Here is a 2308-nt window from a genome sequence, read left to right as displayed (position 1 = left end):
CGGATCCGTCGCTGTTCGCGTCCAGACGCTTGAAGCGGGTGTCGGCGCGTTCGGCCATGCGCGCCTGGGCGGCGGCGCGCATTTCCTCGGGCGTGACCGAGCCGTCGCGGTCGGCGTCGGCTGCGGAGAGGCGCTGGACCCGCGCCTCGACGAACTCGGCCCGGCTGAGCTTCTGATCGCCGTCGGCGTCGGCGCGCATGCCGCGGGCGTACGGGCGGTCCGGCGACTGCTGGGCCAGGGCGACGCCGCCGGCGGCGGCGAGGGTCAGGGCGGCCATAGCGCCCGCCATAAGGGTCTTTCTCATCTCGATGTCTCCATGGGCCGCGAGGCGGCCGTACATCCCTGTCTGGAGGATGAAACGCGGCTGGCGTCAGTCTCCGTCGCCGACCGCCGGCAGGGCGGCCTCGAAGGCGGCGCGCGCGGCCTTGCGGGCGTCCGCCAGACCGGCCTTCAGGGCGTCGAAACCGGCGTAGCCGGCGGCCTTGGCCAGCCGCTCGCGAAACCCTTCCGGCTCCTGTTCCGGATCGGGGCGGTCGTCGAAGGCGGCGCCGAGAATCTGGCTGAGGGCCTGCTGCAGCCGCCAGGCCTCGGCCAGTTCCGGATCGTCGGACAGGGCCTCGAGGGTGGAGACGGTCAGGGGCGCGCCGGCCCGGGCCTGGCGGAGCTGACGCACCTGGGCGACGAATTCGGCGTCGACCTGTCCGCCGGGGGCCAGCTTCACGTCCCAATAGCCCTGTGGCGGCCGCTGGCGGGCCATGCGGTCGCGCATAAGCCGGGCGTCGGCGGCGAAGCTGATGTCGGGGCGCGGGCGGCGCAGGATCGACTCCAGCGCCGCCGAGACACGGGCGCTGAACTCGTCCTGATCGGCCCAGACCACGCGGGCGCGGGTCAGGGCCATGAACTCCCAAGTGTCGGCCTCGGTCGCATAGTAGTCCTCGACCGCTGACAGCCGCAGCGAGACCGGGCCCTTGGCCGCCCCGGGACGCAGCCGCATGTCGACCTCGTAGAGCCCGCCCTCGGCCGTGTGGGCCGACAGCGCCGCGATCAGCCGCTGGGTGAAGCGCGAGTAGAACACGCCCGCCGCCCATTCCTTGCCGTCCGACAGCGCGTCGGCGGGCGCGTCGTAGACCGTCATCAGGTCGAGGTCCGAGGTCGCGGTCATCTCGCGCGAGCCGGCCTTGCCGAGGGCCACCACGGCCACCGCGCCGCCCGGCAGGGCCCCGCCCTGACGCACCGTCTCGGCCATGGCGGCGGGCGCGAGGGCGCCGAGGCAGGCGTCGGCGAGAGTGGTGTAGGCGCGGCCGGCCTCCTCCGGTCCGGCCCGACCGGTCAGGGTCTGGACGCCGATGCGGAACATCTGGTCCCGGTGGACGCGGCGCACGACGTTCATGGCGGTCTCGAAGTCAGGCGCGGCGGCGGCCTCGGCCCGCATCTGGGCGACCACGCCCGAGTCCTCCTCGATGCTGCGGGCGAAGCGGGCGTCCAGCATGCTGTCCAGCGCCGCCGGATAGCGGCCGAGGGCGCGGGCCAGTCGCGGCGCGAAGGCGAGCACGCCGACGACGAGGTCGAACAGGTTCGGCTGGGCGAGGAACAGGGCCTGGACCTGCACGCCGCCGCTCAGACCCGAGAAGAACACCGCGAAACGGCGGAAGGCGGCGTCGGCGGCGCCGGTGTCCGCCAGGGCGGTCAACAGGCGCGGACCGAAGCGGGTGAACAGTTCGCGGCCGCGCGCCGTGCGCGTCGCCGGGATGCGGCCGTGGTGCCAGCCGCGGATGGTGTCGGCGACCATGACGGGATCCGAAAAGCCCATCCGGTCCAGCGTCTTCAGGGTCTCGGGATCGTTCTCGACCCCGGTGAAGACGAGCGAGCCATAGGGAGACGACAGCGCCTCCTCGCCCTCGAACAGTTCGCCGTAGCGCCGGTTGACCCCGACCAGAAGGGCCTCGACGCCAGCGTCGAAACCGGCCAGGTCGCCCACACCGGCCAAGGCGGCGACCCGCCTGCGGGCGGCCGGTTCCACGGGCAGGCTGTGGCTCTGTTCGTCGTCGAGCATCTGCACGCGGTGCTCCAGCCGGCGCAGCGACACATAGGCGGCCGTCAGTTCGCCGCAGGCGTCCGCATCGACGTGGCCGGCGTCGCGCAGGGCCGCGAGGGCGTCGACCGTGCGCGGGCTGCGCAGCCCGGGATCGCGGCCGCCGAGGATCAACTGCTGGGTCTGGGCGAAGAATTCGATCTCGCGGATGCCGCCCCGGCCCAGCTTCAGATTGGCCCCCGCCGCCTCGAGGCCGTCGCCGGTCTTGTGGACGTG

At 73.4% G+C, this 2308-nt stretch carries 1 protein-coding gene and 1 pseudogene; both read right to left on the bottom strand.

What is annotated here, in order from left to right:
• A pseudogene (locus tag RDU12_RS14990) lies at window positions 1-304 on the bottom strand (EF-hand domain-containing protein); the annotation flags it as partial.
• A gap of 66 nt (window positions 305-370) precedes the next feature.
• Window positions 371-2308, bottom strand: a 1938-nt coding sequence (locus RDU12_RS14985; protein ID WP_308685436.1) for a glutamine-synthetase adenylyltransferase, incomplete at its 5' end; no start/stop codon positions are given.

It is taken from the genome of Brevundimonas sp. (assembly GCF_031082345.1).
In the GTDB taxonomy this organism is placed as follows: Bacteria; Pseudomonadota; Alphaproteobacteria; order Caulobacterales; family Caulobacteraceae; genus Brevundimonas.
Note: the sequence above shows the minus strand (reverse complement) of the source record. Positions and strands in the feature narration are given on the sequence as shown.